17 protein-coding genes and 3 riboswitches are annotated in these 16451 nt (G+C 41.1%); of the genes, 1 reads left to right on the plus strand and 16 read right to left on the minus strand.

The features are described 5' to 3' along the window. Window positions 1–18: 18 nt before the first annotated feature. From ACTHOQ_RS00270 to ACTHOQ_RS00290, 5 genes are read right to left on the minus strand one after another with little or no spacing between them, the layout of a single operon-like run. Window positions 19–543, minus strand: a complete 525-nt coding sequence (locus tag ACTHOQ_RS00270) for a cobalamin adenosyltransferase family protein (protein WP_440493648.1) — start codon at window positions 541–543, stop codon at window positions 19–21. Beyond that, window positions 540–1421 (minus strand): NAD(P)/FAD-dependent oxidoreductase, encoded by an 882-nt coding sequence (locus tag ACTHOQ_RS00275; RefSeq protein ID WP_440493649.1) that lies wholly within the window; start codon window positions 1419–1421, stop codon window positions 540–542. Before ACTHOQ_RS00275 ends, ACTHOQ_RS00270 begins: the two co-directional genes overlap by 4 nt. After that, on the minus strand, window positions 1418–2200 hold the full coding sequence (locus ACTHOQ_RS00280) for an ABC transporter ATP-binding protein (protein ID WP_440493650.1): 783 nt from the start codon (window positions 2198–2200) through the stop codon (window positions 1418–1420). The genes ACTHOQ_RS00275 and ACTHOQ_RS00280 overlap by 4 nt, the downstream gene beginning before the upstream one ends. Beyond that, a complete protein-coding gene (locus ACTHOQ_RS00285) occupies window positions 2201–3229 on the minus strand; it encodes a FecCD family ABC transporter permease (RefSeq protein ID WP_440493651.1) in 1029 nt (342 codons plus the stop codon). Between the two features lies 1 nt (window position 3230). Further along, complete coding sequence (locus tag ACTHOQ_RS00290; RefSeq protein WP_440493652.1) at window positions 3231–4226, minus strand: ABC transporter substrate-binding protein; 996 nt, start codon at window positions 4224–4226, stop codon at window positions 3231–3233. A 167-nt stretch (window positions 4227–4393) separates the two neighbouring features. Further along, window positions 4394–4570, minus strand: a riboswitch (cobalamin riboswitch). A gap of 165 nt (window positions 4571–4735) precedes the next feature. Further along, window positions 4736–4917: riboswitch (cobalamin riboswitch) on the plus strand. A 201-nt stretch (window positions 4918–5118) separates the two neighbouring features. Next, a riboswitch (cobalamin riboswitch) is annotated at window positions 5119–5296 on the plus strand. Window positions 5297–5377: 81 nt separating this feature from the next. Here ACTHOQ_RS00290 and ACTHOQ_RS00295 point away from each other — a divergent pair. Continuing rightward, window positions 5378–5563: a hypothetical protein gene (locus ACTHOQ_RS00295; protein WP_440493653.1), complete on the plus strand. Its 186-nt coding sequence runs from the start codon at window positions 5378–5380 to the stop codon at window positions 5561–5563. 354 nt (window positions 5564–5917) lie between these two features. Here ACTHOQ_RS00295 and ACTHOQ_RS00300 read toward each other — a convergent pair whose 3' ends face one another. The 11 genes from ACTHOQ_RS00300 to ACTHOQ_RS00350 all read right to left on the minus strand — a co-directional run bounded on the left by ACTHOQ_RS00300 (window position 5918) and on the right by ACTHOQ_RS00350 (window position 16440). Beyond that, on the minus strand, window positions 5918–6451 hold the full coding sequence (locus ACTHOQ_RS00300; protein WP_440493654.1) for a histidine phosphatase family protein: 534 nt from the start codon (window positions 6449–6451) through the stop codon (window positions 5918–5920). Further along, entirely contained in the window at window positions 6435–7502 is a 1068-nt protein-coding gene (locus ACTHOQ_RS00305) for a pyridoxal phosphate-dependent aminotransferase (RefSeq protein ID WP_440493655.1), read from the minus strand. The genes ACTHOQ_RS00300 and ACTHOQ_RS00305 overlap by 17 nt, the downstream gene beginning before the upstream one ends. After that, window positions 7477–8427, minus strand: a complete 951-nt coding sequence (cbiB, locus tag ACTHOQ_RS00310; protein ID WP_440493656.1) for an adenosylcobinamide-phosphate synthase CbiB — start codon at window positions 8425–8427, stop codon at window positions 7477–7479. Before cbiB ends, ACTHOQ_RS00305 begins: the two co-directional genes overlap by 26 nt. A 374-nt stretch (window positions 8428–8801) precedes the next feature. After that, on the minus strand, window positions 8802–9995 hold the full coding sequence (locus ACTHOQ_RS00315) for a CbiX/SirB N-terminal domain-containing protein (protein WP_440493657.1): 1194 nt from the start codon (window positions 9993–9995) through the stop codon (window positions 8802–8804). Further along, the gene (locus ACTHOQ_RS00320; RefSeq protein WP_440493658.1) at window positions 9946–10683 is read right to left on the minus strand and encodes a sulfite reductase; all 738 of its coding nucleotides are present in this window, start codon (window positions 10681–10683) and stop codon (window positions 9946–9948) included. Before ACTHOQ_RS00320 ends, ACTHOQ_RS00315 begins: the two co-directional genes overlap by 50 nt. 68 nt (window positions 10684–10751) lie before the next feature. Beyond that, window positions 10752–11735: an ABC transporter substrate-binding protein gene (locus ACTHOQ_RS00325; RefSeq protein WP_440493659.1), complete on the minus strand. Its 984-nt coding sequence runs from the start codon at window positions 11733–11735 to the stop codon at window positions 10752–10754. Between the two features lie 2 nt (window positions 11736–11737). Beyond that, the gene (locus tag ACTHOQ_RS00330) at window positions 11738–12523 is read right to left on the minus strand and encodes an ABC transporter ATP-binding protein (protein ID WP_440493660.1); all 786 of its coding nucleotides are present in this window, start codon (window positions 12521–12523) and stop codon (window positions 11738–11740) included. 1 nt (window position 12524) lies between these two features. After that, window positions 12525–13565 carry a FecCD family ABC transporter permease gene (locus tag ACTHOQ_RS00335; protein WP_440493661.1) on the minus strand — a complete coding sequence of 347 codons (1041 nt, stop codon included), beginning with the start codon at window positions 13563–13565 and terminating at the stop codon, window positions 12525–12527. Next, a complete protein-coding gene (locus ACTHOQ_RS00340) occupies window positions 13558–14400 on the minus strand; it encodes a class I SAM-dependent methyltransferase (protein WP_440493662.1) in 843 nt (280 codons plus the stop codon). The genes ACTHOQ_RS00335 and ACTHOQ_RS00340 overlap by 8 nt, the downstream gene beginning before the upstream one ends. Before the next feature lie 7 nt (window positions 14401–14407). Continuing rightward, window positions 14408–15901, minus strand: a complete 1494-nt coding sequence (locus ACTHOQ_RS00345) for a cobyric acid synthase (protein ID WP_440493663.1) — start codon at window positions 15899–15901, stop codon at window positions 14408–14410. Next, window positions 15901–16440 carry a cob(I)yrinic acid a,c-diamide adenosyltransferase gene (locus ACTHOQ_RS00350; protein WP_440493664.1) on the minus strand — a complete coding sequence of 180 codons (540 nt, stop codon included), beginning with the start codon at window positions 16438–16440 and terminating at the stop codon, window positions 15901–15903. The genes ACTHOQ_RS00345 and ACTHOQ_RS00350 overlap by 1 nt, the downstream gene beginning before the upstream one ends. Window positions 16441–16451 lie beyond the last annotated feature (11 nt).

Raw genomic sequence — 16451 nt, forward strand, 5'->3', positions numbered from 1 at the left:
TTCTTCCTATTTAATAGGTTATTTTAAAATATAGGATTTCGTATGGAACGGAATCTCCTCCACCCCGTTTAATTCATTCACGTATAGTGCGAGCACTGCAGCAATATTCGACAAAATGCCTGTAAACTTAAAAATAAGCTGTGGTACAGGCTCTTCTTTATTGCAATGATGGAGCGCACGGTATACAAGCTTTGCGTCATTTCGGACTTGGTGAAGATGGATTGCTCCTAAACAGCCTTGGGGAATGACGAAATGCTTTGTTTTTTCCCCTACTAGCCCGCAATAATGATCATAGCGCCCACTTAGCCATTCAATATCCTGCTCTGTAATCGCAAGCATTCCCCGTACAGAACCATTTGCATGATACACCAATTCCTGCATTTTCATTAAATCTTCTTTTACACTTTGTTCCGTTTCTTTCACTAAATACGGCAATACCATTCCGATTGAAACTGTTAAGCAGTCTGATAGCAGCTCATAGTCCACTTTACAGCTCTTTTCGCGCATATAAGTATAACAAATGTATCGTAAATCCTTCTTCATTTCTTCCACTCCTTAAAAATTGGTTCATGTGTTGAAACAATAGGCTGATAATTACCATTTTTATGTAAATGTTGAAAAGCGCTATTGACCGCTTGCATTGCATCATGTGTTGCCCCGTGTATAAGCTTTAGTTTGCCCTGTTCATGACGTGCATCTCCTGCGACAAAATAGCCCGGAAAATCGGTTAACCCGTTATCACTTTGTACGATTCGCCGTTCATGCTCAATTAATCGTTTTTTTGTTCCAATATGGCAAAAAATCAAATGATGGCCGTCTTCATCGAAATCCGAGAAAGCACAAATTGGAATTTTCAGCAATGCTAGCCCATCCATTAAAATGGGCTGTAAACTTAGCTCTTGATCTGCATACAATGCTACTGTATTTCCTTGGAGCGCTAATTGAATCGCCCAATCAGCTGCCATCGGTGTATGGCCGATGATGGCGATTGGACAATCATATTGTTTTATTGTCGGCGTACCATAATGGATTTCACGCGAAAAGTTGGCGTTCTTTAGTTTTTTCGCCTCGCTAAATCCATTTCCGGTTGCTGCGATAATCGTTTTCGCAACAATTGTTTTGGCTGCCATCGTCACATTAAACAACTCATTTGCCTTCTCGATTTTCAATACAGGCTCACCAAGCTGCACATTTGCGGTACTTGCCTTCAATTGCTCAATCAATGCTTTTTTATAATCGCACGCTAATATCCCGAATTGCCCCGGGATATCGTAAATCGCATAGTCCAGAAACAAATTGAGCCTGCCGCCAAGTTCATCATTTCCTTCAATAAGTACTGTATCCAATCTTCTTGAAGCACTGTAAAAGGCGCTGTACATGCCGGCTGGTCCGCCGCCGATCACACAAACATCATAAATCATGGTTCTACCTCATATGGGATCATTTGCATCGACTTTGTGAATTGTTCTTCATATACATGGACTTTCACTTGGAAACCTCTTTGCAGATAGTGTTCGCTCAGCGCTATATCATTTTCGCTGTAAACAATGATTTCGCCGTTTTTTATAATAAGGCACTGATCGCAAATACGTGCAGCCAAATTAATATCGTGAATCGCAGCAACTATTGTTTTTCCATCGGCGACTAGTTTTTTCAAAACCTCTGTTACGATAATTTGATGGTAAATATCCAAATCAGACGTCGGTTCATCCAATAACAATACCGGGGCATCCTGTGCGATCGCCTTCGTTAAATAGACAAGCTGCCGTTCTCCGCCAGATAGGCTGGGAAGCAAGCGATCCTTTAAATGGGCAATACCTGTAAAGTCAATCGCCCTCTCCACGGCTTCCGTATCCTCTGTCGTCCAGTTGCCGAAACGCTTTTTATGCGGATATCTCCCCATCTTCACAACTTGCTCTACAGTAAAGTTTGTTTCCAAATGCGTTGTTTGGGGCATATAGCATATATATTTCGCCCGCTCGATTTGCTTCATTTTCTGCAGCGGCATGTCAAATAGATAAATGGCACCCTCCTCAATCGGCAAAATCCCTGACATCATTTTCAGCAATGTGGACTTCCCTGTGCCGTTTGGGCCAAGCAAGCCGATTAATTTCCCTTTTTGCACAGCTAGATTAAAATTATCGAATATTTTGCGGGTCTTCCTTGAAAAGCTCGCATTTTGGATGTTGAGAATCGTCATTTAATCTAACTCCTTTCGCTTATTCAAAATAATTAAGTAAATGAAAAAAGGCGCTCCAAAAAATGCGGTAATAATGCCGATTTGGATTTCAGCGGGGCGGATCAATAGTCGCGCAATCAAATCTGCCAAAATCAAAAAAATAGCGCCCCCCAAAATGCTCGCAGGGATGAGGTATTTATGTGAAGGACCGATCAATAAACGGATCATATGCGGAACGATTAATCCGACAAAGCCAATTGCGCCCGTCAAAGATACACAGACACCTGTTAATATAGACGCCACAATTAATAGCAAATTTCTTGTGAATTGCACATTGATGCCTAAGTTTTTCGCTTCCTCTTCTCCCAGCAGCAAAATATCGAGTTCATTGCGGTAAATATAAAAAATGACGCATGAAATCAGTACAGGAATAATCATTAGCTGTAAATGATCCCAGTCTCGTCCGTTCAAGTCGCCCATTAACCAATATAAAATTTGCTGCACTTGCGCTAAATTCGAATACGTTAAAATAAGCGATGTACAAGCCGATAAAAATGAACTAATCGCGACACCTGTTAACAGAAGCGTCAAAACCGATGTACGGCCATTGCTTGTCGAAATGACATATACAATGGAAAGTGTAATAAATGCACCGATAAATCCAAATACCGGAATCATGAAGCTTCCGATTGCAGTGAAACCAAAATAGATGGCAACAACCCCGCCCAATGCGCCGCCGGAAGACACGCCGATGATTCCCGGATCTGCCATTGGATTGCGAAAAATGCTTTGCATGACAACGCCCGCAACAGCAAGCCCTGCCCCGACCAAACCCGCTACAAGCACCCGTGGCAAGCGAATCTGCAGTATGATTTTTTCGTATGTCGATGTGACATCCAGATCGATCAATGGCAAGGACGACAATAAAATTGTTACCGTTTCCTTTAAAGGAATCGTCACGCCACCTAACATTGTGGCAATGACGATTGCAAACAGCAACAATATAAATAGCAATGTAAACATCGATGTGGATTTATATTGTTTAATCATTTTATTCCCCGGCTAAAATCGCTTTCATTTCTTCCGCGCCTTCAATAATAAAGTGAGATGCCGTCGTTACATTTGCTCCATCAAGAACATATACTTGATTGTTTTTAATAGCTGCGACGTCCGACAATGCCGGGTCGTTTTTCCATTCTGTCACGAATGCTGGTTCACCTTCTACAGCACCCCATGCAGTAGTAAATATAACTTCCGGATTTAGCTCGACCAATACTTCTTTCGAAAGGTTCGGAAAGTCAGGATAATCATCCCCGACAATTCCCGCTTCGGACACAACGTTTACGCCACCGGCCAATTGAATCATTTCGCCGATTGTCGTATTATCCGTAACACTTGATAAATATTCTGTATAGTAAAGCACGCGCTTTTTCGATTCAACTCCTTCAGCATCTGCTTTCAACGTTTCCATGCGCTTTTCAATATCTGCTGCAATCTCATTTGCTTTTTGCTCTTCACCGATGATTTCACCGATAACTTTCACTGAATCAATGACGCCTTCAAATGATGAGTTATCCGTAATTTGATATGTAGTAAGCCCTGCGTCATCCAGCTGGTTCAATATATCAGGGCTAATATAAGATGGCACGATCACTAAATCAGGATCCAGCGCCAAAATCTGTTCGGACGTTACCGTTTCGAATTTCGTTTTCACTGTATCTGTTAGGCCCGCTACATTTGAAATTGTTGCATCAGTAGACATATTCGTTACCGCAACAATGTTGTCCAAATTTGTTAACGCGACTAAATATTCATCCATCGCCAATGTTGTAGATACGATGCGTGATGGCTTTTCATTAATGGTTACTTCTTTTCCTCGTCCATCTGTAAATGTTTTAGGATATTCCGAAGTCTCCTCTTGCTTTGTCTCGTTCGCTGCTTCTCCCGCTGTCGTTCCTTTAGTCGTATCTGGGGCCGCATCGTCATTATTACAAGCGACCAAAATGATCGCCATTAATGACAGCAATAAAATACGTAATGCTTTCATGTTTTTAAACTCCTTATCAAAATCATTTTATATTCAGTGTTTGCACACGAAATACCAAAAAGCCCATTTCCGGCAGGCAGATGCAGGAAATGGGCTAAAATGATAAATGAAATGACTACAAATCAAATAAAATAATGTATTCTCGCCGTCCTTCTCCCTCCGAAAAGTCGTTTATACGTGAAAAAGCAGGTTTCCTGACTTCAGCTTCACTTTACTCCTACACCTTCCCGATTTCTCAGTGGCCATCGTAGTTTCATTTGCTGTTACAGTAGCGGGGGCTGTACTAGACTTTCACTAGTTTCCCTTTTAACTCATTAAAGAGCACTTCTACACTTTGTTATGAAATTACTGTTAACTCTATCATACCTCGTCATTTTTTGACAATAGTATGTGCGAATTTTTTAGTTTTTAACTTTCAATTTTTTAAATGCAGGTTTTTTAATATAACTTTCCTTGTTGACGTTTCGAAAATGTTCCTCTACAATCAAATTAGTTTTAAAAAAACATATATGAATCGTGTAAAAATTGGTGCTTATGAAAATAAGCTTAAAAGGGAAGTTCGGTGGAATTCCGTCGCTGTCCCGCAACTGTAATTTCGGAGTTTTTTGCAAATGCCACTAAGCGGCCGCTTGGGAAGGCGCAAAAAATGTAGATGATGAGCCAGGAGACCTGCCAATTTCCAGTACACACCAATGCTCACGTGGAAATGGGCGGTGAAATCAAGCGTACGTCAAACGAATTGAAATACCTGTACACAGCAGGTTTATTTGTATTGACTTCATTAATTGAACCATCTTCCACTAGCAGAAGATGGTTTTTTACTGTTTGCCGGATGTCTATTTGTTTGAACTCTCCCCTATAAGTTTGCAAATAGCCGTCTTGGAATCAATAAGATTCTGTCTTTGGAAAAGGTTTAATTGGGTAATCTAATTAAAAGGAAAGAACGGTGAAAGCCCGTCGCTGCTTTGCAACTGTGATTCAGGATCTTCTGTATTTTCTTCTACTGCCGAAACAAGAAAATGCGGGAAACGACGATAAGCCAGAAATCCTGCCTTTTTGAATGAAGCTACTGCTTTGTCATGGGGATCATTGGATGTATTTTAAAATTTGTTTATTCAATATAGATTAAAAACAGTGAAGGTGGGAAAATAATGCCTCAAAATTATGTAGCTCTATTAAAAGAACATATTATGCATAAAACTTTAGGGAATGAATCGAATACTTTAAAACAAGCGGCTGAAAAATTAATAGCGCAAAATACGGAAGATATGCGTGAGATTTCACAAGCCTATGACATCGTTCACCGCGAAATCTCCGGCGAGGCTGCCCAATCGTAAATGTGAAGGAGAGCCCCTGCTTATGGAAGCTCTCATTTACGTTTATATCTGCTTAATAGTGCCCAAAACCTGCAATTTGTTTATTGCGTCGAAAATATTAATACAATCTTTCATTTTTATTTGCATTTTGCTGCTATTCTTTAACATCACGTATGACGGTAGGTACAAGCTCCTCCATTTCAATCCGTTTTGCTACAAATTTTGCGGCAAGCGCCATTTTTCCGATTGATTTTGAGCCGATATATGCATCTAAATTACCCTTACGATAAATAATAGGAAGATATCAGCTTTTTTAAACTGTAATTTCCCCAAATAAAATAAGCATTTATACGGATAAATATTCTTATGCAATTTCTAGTTTTCAGTTTCAATCGATATAAACGCAGCACCGCCGAGCAAACAGCTCCATAATTTACTGTAAGGCTGCTTATTGAATGCATTGAATAAACAAGCCAGGGCAACACCGTGGGAAACAACCGCTATTTTTTTGTAGGGCAGTTGAGACAAATGCTCATGAAATGCCAACATTCGATTCGTGACCTCTTCAAACGATTCCTGTGTCGAACTAATAAACAAATGAGGCGAATTCAAGTAGCAGCGGTATTGCTCATCGTGCTGAAGATCACGTATGAGGCATCCTTGCCAATGCCCTAAGTTAATTTCGCGCAAACTTTCATTTTTATGAATTCGTTTGTTCGGGAACATAAGATGCGCCGTTTTGACCGCTCGATTCAAATCGCTGCTAAAAACGACTTCGGGATCCCAATTTACGGCCATCGCTTGCTTCATTCCCTTCGCCGTCAAATCTGAATCAAGCCATCCCTGCAGCCGCCCTTCCTTATTCCATGCGGTTTCTCCGTGCCGATAATAATTAATGGTTTTTGACATAATTCATTATTTTTTCCTTGCATTCCTTCCAAATGCCTTCGCTTTTGACAGCTATCCGAAACCACTTTCCGTCTAAGCCGGAATAGTTTTTCGTATGGCGTAAAACTATGCCGCACTTTAATAAATAAGCGAAAAATTCATCTGGATCAAACTTGTTCGGTAGTCGAAATAGGATAAAATTCGATTTGCTATTCGATACTTCAAAACCGATTAATCTTAATTCTGCCATCATTTTTGTACGCAGCCTACTGTTAATTTCACGAGATTCCGCCACATAATCCTTTTCTTTTATACATAGGCAGCCTAGTTCCACGGCGATGGCACTCACATTCCAATGCGGTAAAAAATTGTGCAATTTATCCGCTTGCTGGCCAATGATATAACCGAGACGGACTCCTGCCAGTGCATACATTTTCGTCATCGAACGCAACACAAACAGATTGGGGTATGCATGAATTAGCGGGACGATGCTTTCGGATTCATCGGTCCAGTCCATAAAAGCTTCATCGACTACAAAATAACAATGACAATGTTTTGCGAGCAATTGTTCAATCCATTGCTTTTTCAGCAATACGCCAGTTGGATTATTCGGATTGCAGATATAACAGGCATCAGCATTCAAAATTTGTTTTTCCAAAGATTCATCGTTAAAACGATATTCACTGATATCCTCAGCTAAAATGGTGTGAATAGTGCAATTTTGCTGTTTTAACGTTCTGGAATATTCCGAAAAAGAAGGCTGTAAAAGTGCGACATGTTGTTCCCTGAAAAGCTGGGCCAATGCCATTAAGCCTTCTGCTGCACCATTTGTTACAACAATATGCTGTGCTGCAACTTGATGAATATTTGAGATTTGCGAACGAAATGGCTCTGCCTGTTCGTTTGGGTAGCTCGTTATTTTTTCCAGCAAATTTGGCCACTGCCTTTGTACTTGCGGTGGCGGCCCGAGATGATTCACATTTTCACTCACATCAATGACCCGCTCAGGCATATCGAGATTCAACGCTTTATATAATGTAGCTGCATTAGCGCCATGTGCAGGCAATTGCATAGAAAATCCCCCCTAAAATCAATGCACACCATGTGCAAATATACATTTGTCGTATTGCTTTCTGTATATGCTCTTTTTGCATGGGGGAGCGCTGTTCGCCCATATAAGCGCGAAATGATTCAACCCCGCCATAACGATTAAAACCGCCTAGACGTATACCTAATTGAACAGCAGTTGCGGCTTCTAAATATCCGCTGTTAGGGCTAGGATGTTTTTTCGCATCTTCCCTCCATATTTTAAAGCGGCTTTTTATCGGCAATGCTGCCTTGCATTTCGTGCATATTAACAGAATCAATCCTGATATTCTGCTGGGCAAATAATTTGCGGCATCATCAAGTTTGGCGGCGGCGAATCCAAATTGCGCATAGCGGTCATTTTTATAGCCTATCATCGAATCAAGCGTATTAATAGCTTTATAGCACCATGCGCCTGTTGCTCCAAAACATAGGGCATACATGAGCGGGGCGGTAATCCCATCGCTCGTATTTTCCGATACAGTTTCAATGACTGCCCGTACAATTTCAGGCTCCTCCAAATGGTCCGTATCACGGCCAACTATCCAGCTTAAATGCTTTCTCGCGTGTAGTATAGCGTTATTTTCAAGGGAATCGTAAACGAGCATCGCGGCTTCCTTTAATGATTTTTGGGCAAGTGCTAAACTAACCAACATTATTTCGACCGTCAGCCATAGCAAAAAGTGAACTTTCAAAGCAAGAAAGACAATTAGAAAAACAATAACAGTTGTTGTGCTCACTGTTACAATAACGGTTAGCAAGCCTTTCATTCGTCTCTTACTTCCATGATTCCATTTCCTTTCCAAAAAGGAAATCAGGTTTCCAATGTAAATTACGGGATGTTTCCACTTTTTTGGATCGCCAACTATGCAATCGATGAGCACTGCGATTACACAAATAATAAAATACATCGTGCCGCTCGCTCCTTTATTTTCGTTTGATATAAAATGAAAATGAGGGTGGGACATAACCCAAAAACATCATTCTTCTCTCAGAGAAAAATGGTGTTTTTTTGCTAAGTATAAAAATTGATTTCCATTTCGGGACGCTTTCCAAGGGCGGGGCCTTACACGAACGTTTCAGGCGTCAGTGCTCCTGTCGCTACGCTTTCGTCGCAAAATAAAATTCGCTATTCCCGCAGGAAGCTTGCCTGTGGAGAAAGGCGTTAGCCGACGACCACGCTCGCCCTCCTTTCCAATCAATTTTATAAAATATCCTTTTCTTAATAGGGTTTCTCCATATCGAATGAAATTTCTACTTCTGTCCCGGCCTCTAAATTTTAACACTAATGATGGTGGTGTTCATATCCATGTTCTTCAGCATATTTGCGGAAATTTTCCAAATCGTTCATACCAGTTGATGTACCGTCCAGTGCTTGTTCCATGCGTTCCAATAATACTTTCTTTAAATTCGGATGGTAGCCGAAATAATTAGCAAGCAATAAATCTACTTCTTCATATTGTTCTGTAAACTGCTGGGCCATTTTTGCCATTCGCTCCATCAACACTCCTGTAAACAAGAAGTATGGAAGCATTACAATTTTTTTTGCACCGAGTCTGACACAACGCTCAATTCCTTGTTCTACAGATGGTGTCGTCACGCCCATAAACGCACTTTCTACAATAGGAACATCTAATTTTTCCCATAATAAGCGGGTAATTTTATAGAAATCGCCGTTTGCATATGGATCACTACCGCCACGTGCAATGAGTAAGATGGCTGTATCTTCATGTTTTTCACCAGGATTGAAACCTACTTCTGTTAATCGCGACTTAAGAATTTCGAAAATTTCTTCGTGAATCCCAATTGTTTGACCATATGTAAAACGAACATCCGGAAAATGCTCTCTTGCATGTTCGATTTCGGCTGGGATATGGATTTTTGAGTGTCCTGCGTGTAATAAGATGATGGGAATTACATGGACTTCATCCGCGCCTCTTTCAACACATAGCTGAATCCCATCTTCTATATTCGGCGAAGCAAATTCCAGAAAACAAGTTTCAACGAGAAGCGCTGGATCAATATACGCTTTCATCTGCTCGACAAACTGACGTACTTCCTCATTTCCTGCCTCTAATCTGCTTCCATGTCCAACAAATAGAACTGCTTTTTTCATCGGTCCTCTTCCTTTTTTATATTTATCGATCCCTTTAATTCGATTTTCATGACGGATTCTTTCGCCATGTTCCACCGAATAAATAATGGATGATTCTTCAGCGGTATCCTGTACAATGGCACGAGAAGTTTCCTCGTTTTGAACGGAATACCATGTCCCTTTCGGATAATCGATGACAACACATTTATCTTTACATCGCCCATTACACCGAGTACGCGAAGTATGAATCATTTCATCCAGACGATTTTTACGAATTTCATCCCGGATTTGCTGTGTTACATCTTCTGCACCTGCACCCATACAAGTAGCCCCGTTACAGATTAACAGATGACGCTGCATTTGATTTAAATTCCAAGTTGTCATAGAGTCCTCCTTCTTGTAGTTGTTCGAAATAAGCTTTATTTTGGTGTACGAATGCGGCAAACTTTTCAGCCGATGACGCATTGTACTTCCCTAAGATATCCTTCACTATATCAATGACTTGGTTTTCCGGTATTTTTTTTAATATAAGATGCCCGGAACTGGCTCGCCTTCCCATAGGAATCGCGCCTCCGTATACATCAACTTTCCCATTATGGAAAATAAGCGCCAAATCATCCTGTACTGCGTTATAGCATGCTTGTGTACACGCATTAAAACCGATACGTACTCGACTTTTCAATGGCATTTGTTCAACTTGTTTAAGCAAGTCCTTTGCAAGTGGTAACCCATCTAACAAATCCCCATCGCAAAAGTCACAACACTTAAAAAATGCACCTGGTGTTTGAGATGCCACATACAAATTCACTTCCGTTAATTTCTCCATTGCGAGCTCAATGTTCGAACGATGGACAGTAACGATAAAACTATGGCCGGCAGAATATTTTACAGCTCCCGATTTTTCAAGATTCGCTAACACAATCAGCTGGTCACTTGTTAAATGTTTGTTGATTAACCCTGGCCGTACAATCAATGCTACATAGTCATCCATTGCTTTTAATTTTGCAAAAGTCTTGGTTGGCATCGGCAGCTGCAATGCCTTCTCGAAATTTTTCTTAACATATTCTTGCATATCTACCCGCTCCCATTCATCAATTACTCACTTGTAGTGACTGGTTGAACCTCTTTGATTTTGAAAGGTTAGAAGGAATCCGGGTAAAGACCTTTTACGATAATTTCAAGTGCTTCTGCCACTCGTACGCCTTCAGATGCAGCCGATAATGGTAAAACAACAAAATGCTCATTTTGAACTGCCGGTGTCTCGCTCAGCGCCGGGTCATTTTTCAGGAAATTAATTTTCTCTTCTGCTGTTGTAGAACCGTAATCGATTACAATAATGGCTTCCGGATTACGCTCAACTGCATCTTCTTTTGAAACCGTTGCCCAGTTCTTCTCGATATTACCAAAGATATTATTTGCTCCCGCCATTTTCACGAGGGTGTTCATAAAGTTTTGAGTTGCTGTGAATACATCCTTATCACCACTATCAAATACGAGGACATCGATTGGCTTGTCAACTGCAGGAATCTTTTCTTTAATCTTTTCAATATCCGCATTCATTTCCGCAATCAACGTTTCGCCGCGCTCTTCAATACGGAAGATCTTCGCGATATTACGAATATCTGTGTAAATGTCCTCTAACTCCGGAGCTACTTTTACCGAGGAAGACTGTAAATAACTGCCGATTCCAAGCTGTTCCATTTCTTCTCGGGACATCAGGTTTTTTTCATTAAATGCACTTGCCCAACCACCGTAAATGAAATCGGCTTCTGTCGAGATTACCTGTTCCTTCGAAGGATATTGCTCAGCCAGTACCGGAACTTGGTCATATGCTTCTTGTAATGGAGGATAGATCTGGTCATCCAAGTAAGCTGTACCTACCATCGAATCCTCCAAGCCAAGTGCAAGCATCACTTCTGTTACATGCTGATTAACAGAAATCGCTTTTTTTGGTGCTTCATCATATGTAATGGATACTCCTTCGTTTTCGATTGTTACTGACTGAACCGTTTCATCCGAATCGGCTGTGGCTTGTTTAATATTTTGCTTATCATCCGAACATGCACCTAAAATTAGTGCTGATGCCAGGGCAAACGGTGCCCAAAGATTTTTTCGTATGTTCATTGTTAATCTCCTCTAGTATCTATTGGTGTATTCGTATAAAAAAACAAATGCATTTTCTCGGTGAACGGATTTTTGGAAATCCCAGCATCAATTTTAAATACTTCTTTTAACATCCTTGTCGTTAATACATTTTCCGGTAAACCTTGAATATGTAATGTTCCATCGTTCATAACAATTAACTCATCACAATAAGCTGCAGCTAAATTTAGATCATGCAGCGCCGCAATGACCGTAATCGGTAAATCTTTGACTAAATCCATTAACTGGAGCTGGTGTTCAATATCCAAATGGTTTGTCGGTTCATCCAGTATGAGAATACTTGCCTGCTGTGCCAATGCACGTGCGAGCATTACTCGTTTTTTTTCGCCACCTGATAAATTACCTAATGTACGATTGGCCAAATGGGTTACATTGGCTAATTCCATGCTTCTGTCCGCGATTGACGTATCTTCTGAGTTATCAGAACTAAGCCAGCCTTTATAAGGGGTACGCCCCATCATCACCAGATCTCTTACCGTAAAATCAAATAACACATTGGACTCCTGACTAACGACAGCCATTTGTCTAGCCAATTTTTTCGGGGGAATATCCCAAATTTCCTGTTCATGTAAAGTTACTTTTCCCGATGATTGTTTCAGATGACGGTACAAAATTTTAAGCATTGTTGATTTACCACTACCATTTGGACCAATAATCCCAATAAACTTTCCTTCGATGATTTTCACAGAAATGTTTTTTAAAATGTCCTTATCATCCACCGAATATTCAACTTGATGTAGCTGGATCATCTCATTCTCCTTCCCCAAATGCATAGCGCTCGCGACGAAGCATCCAAATAAAGAACGGACTGCCGAATAATGCGGTAATAATCCCAATCGGCATCTCTTCCGGTGCTATTGCAATACGTGCACCTATATCAGCCCATATAATTATAATGGCTCCTAGTAGCGCACTTAGCGGTAAAACTACTTTATAATTGGAGCCGACAATCATGCGCACAATATGCGGGACAATGAGACCGACAAAGCCGATACTCCCGCTAACTGCAACAACAACGCCGGTTAGTAAAGACACAATGATGATAATGAACAGCCGAAAACGTTCAATATTAATTCCTAAAGTCGATGCTGTTTCTTCACCTAGCAACAGTGCGTTCAGTTGACGATAGCTAAGTAGCAATAATGGAAATACGATACAAAAAGTAACAAAAGGTATTCCAAGATTTGACCACTTTGCCCCGCCTAAACTGCCAAGCATCCAAAACATGACGGCCTGAACACCGCCTTGTTCTTTCGAAATCATCAACATAAAGTTGGTCATCGCTCCTAAAACCATGGAAACTGCAATTCCCGATAGCAACAATCGAATCATCGAAGTTTTTCCGCTCACCCGGGCGAGCATAAAGACTATCATGACGGCAAAAATGGCGCCCCAAAAAGCGGCAAGCGATAAGGCAAATATACCGAAAAAGCTAAATGCCCCGAATAAAATGACCGAAGTAGCCCCGACTGATGCTCCCGAAGATACACCGAGTATGTAGGGATCTGCAATCGAGTTCTTTACTAGAGCCTGGATTGCTGCACCAGATATTGCTAAGGAAGCCCCTACTAAAAGTGCCAATAATACTCGGGGTACCCGAATTTCCCATATGATTATTTGCTGCGCATTTGATGCATTTGTTTCACTTAAAATTCCGGTTTTATAAAGTAAAACCTCCATAATTAACTGGGGGGTGATTCCTACAGAACCAACCATAATGGCGCCAATAACGGAGATGGCGAGCACACCGATTAAAATAGGCATCCATAGCCAAAATTTCTTTTTATTCATATAAGTTTACCGGCTCCCAACTAATGATCGCGGCATAAAATTGATGACGGTAAACGATCTTGCCTTCCTCTTCTGTAACGAATCGGCCCAGCACCTCTTTAACATGATGCAAATCAAATGGAGTCGTTAATATTTTTTTACTTTGTGCCTCATATAACGCTTCATAACTGTCATAGTAATAAACACGTTCCAATGGCAGCATCTCGCAGTCTGCGTAAATACCTAGTTGATACAGCATATTTACGATTTCAATATAATCACGTCTTGGATATTTAATTTTATAGCCATATTCTTTCGCTAAAATATCATAGTGAGGTTGAATCGGTCCTGTTGTTAAACCGATGATGGCTCTTTTCTTAGCATGATTATTCATTTTCAACAATGCTTTATTCATTTCGTAAATACGGTAATAGCAATTCACTCCGATTACGATATCATGCTGTTCGATATCTGCTTCTTCCCACTTGGCATGAACAAAATTTACCGCATTGTCCTCATTGAAATATTGCTGCAAGTAGTTCAAAACACTTTTTGAGCCATCAACCAATGTCAATTTACTGACATCTTTTCTTAAAGGAAAAGTATAATTTCCCCAGCCTGGTCCCATTTCCAAACAGCTTGCACCCTGTGGTATGTATTGACGAATCTTTTCATAAATCGGAACGGCATGTGCATCGGTTTGCTTGTATGACTTTTTTTGCATCGATTGTGCCCAAAAGGCTTCTTCCAACGCATCATTTTTCATCCGTTCCGGCATATTCCCATGCCAGTCCAGCATCCCTTCCTTCCAGAGCTGCTCAAAATCAATTGCGAGTGGTCCATGTAAAACAGCCATTTCAACTTCACCTCTTTTCAATCGTGGTTTCCGAAATAAAGGAGTAAATCTTCTCCATATTCAAATGTTCACGCACATGGCGATCCAGCATTTCATAGGCTTGTTCACGACGTTCGAAATCTGATAATACTTCACCTGAAACAGGTTCTATTCCCTTTTGTACACGGATTGTATTAAAATAATCGCGTGTGAAAATTCGATTCTGGAAAATACCGTGGACATATGTACCAAATACTTGCTCCGTATAAACACCATCTGTCCGGCCGTCATCAAATTGGATAAAGGGCTCCGCGGGTTTTGTCGCGACACTGCGTCCTAAATGAATTTCATAGCCTGCCACATCATGGCCTGTGCAACTCTTTCCAGATACTTGAACAGTTTGCTTGCTGTTGATAAATGTTGTTTCGATCGGCAGCAAACCTAAAGTTAAATAGGTTCCGCCATTGCTTTCAACCGCCTGTTCGTCACGAATGGTCTCACCCAGCATCTGGTAACCTCCGCAAATACCGATAATGCGGACATTTTGATCAGCGAGCTGTAAAATACCTTGCATAAGTCCCGTTTGCTGAAGCCATAAAAAATCTTCCACCGTATTTTTTGTTCCTGGTAAGATCACAACATCCGGATTTTTTAAATCACTTAGCGTTGCAACAAAGCGCACGCCTACACCGGGTTCTTCAAACAACGGATCTATGTCCGTGAAATTTGAAATGCGCGGTAACCGGATGACAGCGACGTCAATCGCAAATTCATATTGCTGTGGTTTTTTCAAGCGCAGGCTGGATAGGGCCATTGAATCTTCTGCCTCAATTTGAACATCGAAATACGGAATGACACCGAGTACCGGAATACCTGTATACTCTTCCAGCCAGTCGATTCCATTTGTCAGTAATTCTTTCATGCCGCGAAATTTGTTAATAATGATTCCTTTGACACGCGCTTTTTCCGCTTCATCCAATAACATTAACGTCCCGACAAGTGAAGCAAACACACCGCCGCGTTCAATATCCGCGACTAAAATAACGGCCGCATCGGTTTCATGTGCCATTCGCATATTGGCAATATCACGGCTTTTTAAATTAATTTCCGCCGGACTACCTGCTCCTTCCAGAATAAGAACATCATAGTTCTCCGATAAACGGGCCAGCGAGGTACGAACTTCAGGTATGACCGTTTCTACAAAATTCTCGCGATAACTTACCGCATCCATATTTGCAAAATGTTTGCCATGCAGAATCACTTCCGATACCATATCTCCTTTAGGCTTCAGTAAAATCGGGTTCATATCCGTCGTTGCATCAATTTTTGCCGCTTCTGCCTGGACTCCCTGTGCACGTCCGATCTCTCCGCCGTCTTTTGTAATATACGAGTTTAGCGCCATATTCTGTGATTTAAACGGAGCAACTTTATAGCCGTCATTTACTAAAATGCGACAAAGTGCTGTACATAGTACACTTTTTCCAACATCGGATGCTGTGCCTTGAATCATGATTGCCTGCACTAAAACTCCAGCCCCTTCATCGCTGTGACGTCCTGTTCGCTATAATAATGTTTTGTCGCATCAACGGTTGACACCAAATCAGCCATCTCAATAAGATCCGAATGAGCCGAACGACCTGTTACGACTAAATGCATGGTCGCTGGACGATTGCGAATTGCTTCAAGCACTTCCGCTAAAGGCAGAACATCATCGATCGGGAATTTTGAAATCGCCAATGCATTATTCAGTTCATCCAAAACAAGCAAATCCGTTGTTTCATCCTGCAATTCTTTTTTAACAGTTTGCCAAGCCTTTTTTAACGCTTCTCTATGTTCTTCCGGTGTTTTCGTCCACGTAAAGCCAATACCGAGCTGCACGGTTTCAACACCTAATTTACGAAGCGCAATTTGTTCTCCATATGTACGTTCCGGTGATTTAATAAACTGAAAGTATTTCACATTCATCCCACGCCCGATTGCACGTAAGGTAACACCTAATGAGGCCGTTGTTTTGCCTTTTCCATCCCCAGTATATACGAGTAGCATCCCTTTTCTCGTCATGTTAATGCCCC

It is taken from the genome of Solibacillus silvestris (assembly GCF_051967575.1).
GTDB lineage: Bacteria > Bacillota > Bacilli > Bacillales_A > Planococcaceae > Solibacillus > Solibacillus silvestris_B.